This window comes from Bradyrhizobium sp. STM 3809 (assembly GCF_000239795.1).
Classification (GTDB): Bacteria; Pseudomonadota; Alphaproteobacteria; order Rhizobiales; family Xanthobacteraceae; genus Bradyrhizobium.
In genome coordinates this window covers 1-2493 of record NZ_CAFJ01000448.1, presented here as the reverse complement: position 1 = coordinate 2493, position 2493 = coordinate 1, and the positions used below count along the sequence as shown (strand labels likewise).

The following is a 2493-nucleotide window of genomic DNA, read 5'->3' as shown; positions in this document are numbered from 1 at the left end:
GAGTCGAAATCCAGACGACAGACGTCATCCCTCAATACGCCTTCGGATCCCCGCTGTCGTTCGGCTGCGCGAACGCCTTCTGCAGCACGGCCGTCATCGGGAAGTTGAAGTTCACGCCCTTGGGCGGCACCGGGGTCATGAACCATTTCGCGTACAGCGTCGCGATCTCGGGGCTGGTGTAGAGCTTCGCCGTGGCGCGGTCGACGACCGCCTTGAAGGCGGGATCGTCCTTGCGCAGCATGATGCCGTAGGGCTCGGGCATCGAGAACTGGTCGGTCGAGATCGCGTAGTCCGACGGCGTCTTGGCGCTGGCGACGAGGCCCGCGAGCAGGATGTCGTCCATCACATAGGCGTCGGCGCGGCCGTTCTCGACCATCAGGAAGCCCTCGGCATTGTCCTTGACGGCGACGATGTTGAGGCCGAGCTGACGCGCCGTGTTGGCCTCGTAGAGCTGCTTGATGTTGGTGGTGCCGGAGGTCGAGGCCACCGTCTTGCCCTTGAGATCGTCGATCGTCTTCAGCCCACTCGCGGCCTTGGCGACATAGCGGTTGGCGGTGAGGAAGTAGGTGTGGGAGAACGACACCAGCCGCTGCCGCTCGAGATTGTTGGTGGTCGAGGCGCATTCGAGATCGATGGTGCCGTTGGCCATCAGCGGAATGCGCGTCGCCGACGACACCGGCGTCAGCTTGACGTCGAGCTTGTCGAGCTTCAGCGTCGCCTTGATCTCGTCGACGATCCGGCCGCAGATGTCGAGTGCGAAGCCGAGCGGCTTTTGATTGTCGTCGATGTAGGAGAACGGCAGCGAGGTTTCGCGATAGCCGATCGTGATCGTGCCGGTCTCCTTGACCTTCTGCAGGGTGCCGGTCAGCTCCTCAGCCGAGGCGGGCGCGGTCAGCACCGATGCAACCAGAGCGTACGCGATCAGACGAGCATTCTTCATCGTTCATGTCCCGTTGGATGTGAGTTGCATCACGGAAGCAAGGCCCGGGCCAGCGGATCATGCGCGCTACTGAGACGGCACGCCAGCGCCGCGGAACTTTCCCCCGACCTTGCTTTGCCGACGTCGCCGGATAGTCTGTCGCAGCTTCGATCGAGGATGTTGCCTGGAGAATCGATGTCGGCACTGCGCTACCTCTTGGTTCTCCTGCTGCTGCTGGGCGGCAGCACGGCCGCGCTCGCCGACAAGCGTGTCGCGCTGATCATCGGCAACTCCTCCTACAAGTCCGTCGCCCGGCTATCGAACCCGGCCAACGATGCCAAGCTCGTCGGCGACATGTTTCGCAGCGCCGGCTTCGAGCGCGTCGACGTCAAACTGGACCTCGGCGTGCAGGACATGCGCCGCGCCTTGCGCGAGTTCGGTGCGCAGGCACGCGAGGCGGAGGTCGCCGTGATCTACTACGCCGGCCACGGCATCGAGCTCGACGGCGTCAACTACCTGATCCCGACCGACGCGGTGCTCGAGGCCGACAGCGACGTGCTCGACGAGGCGATCGCGCTCGACCGCGTGCTGTTCGCGATCGAGCCGGCCAGGCAGTTGCGCCTCGTCGTGCTCGACGCCTGCCGCGACAACCCTTTCGCCAAGACGATGAAGCGCAACGTCGCCTCGCGCAGCATCGGCCGCGGCCTCGCCAAGGTCGAGCCGGCCAGCCCCAACACGATGATCGCGTTCTCCGCCAAGGCCGGCTCGACCGCCGCCGATGGCGACGCCAGCAACAGCCCCTATGCGGCGGCGCTGGTGCGGCATCTGCCGAAGCCGGGCCTCGATCTGCGCCGCGCCTTCGGCTTCGTCCGCGACGACGTGCTGAAGGCGACCGGCTATCGCCAGGAGCCCTATGTCTACGGCTCGCTCGGCGGCAATGACGTCGCGCTGGTTCCGGCGGCACCGGCCGCGAGCGCGGCCGCTGACCCGGACGCGGCGATGCGCCTTGACTACGAACTCGCCGAGCGCATCGGCAGCCCGGCGGCGCTCGACGCGTTCCTCGAGAAATACCCCACCGGTTTCTACGCCGCACTCGCCAAGGCGCAGCGCGCCAAGCTGTCGCCGGCCGCCGCCGCAAGGCCCGCCGAGTTGGCGCGCGCGCCCGAGGCTGCGGCCCCCGAGGTCACACGCAGCCCGCCCGATCCGGCCCAGCAGCCGGAGAAGCCGGTCCCCTCTTCCGCACCGACCGCGGTCGCGGCGGTACCGCCTCCCGCCGCGACGCCGGCGGCCGTGCCGCCGCCGGATCTGCCGCGCCTGCTCGCCGCGGAGCTGCGCCGCGTCGGCTGCAGCACCGCCGACAGCGACGGCACTTGGGATCTCAACGCGCGCCGGGCGCTGGAGCGCTTCAACAAGCAGGCCGGAACCAGGTTCGACGTCCAGGTCGCCAGCATCGATGCGCTGGAGGCCGTGAAGGCGAAGACATCGCGCATCTGTCCCCTGCTGTGCGGCAAGGGCCAGCGCGCCGAGGGCGAGGCATGCGTCAGGATCACCTGTCCCGCGGGTCAGGCGCTGGA

Annotated in this window: 2 protein-coding genes; one reads left to right on the top strand and one right to left on the bottom strand. The window is 67.7% G+C overall.

Annotation, left to right across the window (positions count from 1 at the left end; translation table 11 throughout):
• Positions 1-31: 31 nt before the first annotated feature.
• The gene (locus tag BRAS3809_RS20795) at positions 32-940 is read right to left on the bottom strand and encodes an amino acid ABC transporter substrate-binding protein (protein ID WP_008964002.1); all 909 of its coding nucleotides are present in this window, start codon (positions 938-940) and stop codon (positions 32-34) included.
• 174 nt (positions 941-1114) lie between these two features.
• Between BRAS3809_RS20795 and BRAS3809_RS20790 the strand changes: the two genes are divergently transcribed.
• Positions 1115-2493: caspase family protein (locus BRAS3809_RS20790; protein WP_035657335.1), on the top strand; the 1379-nt coding region annotated here is incomplete at its 3' end.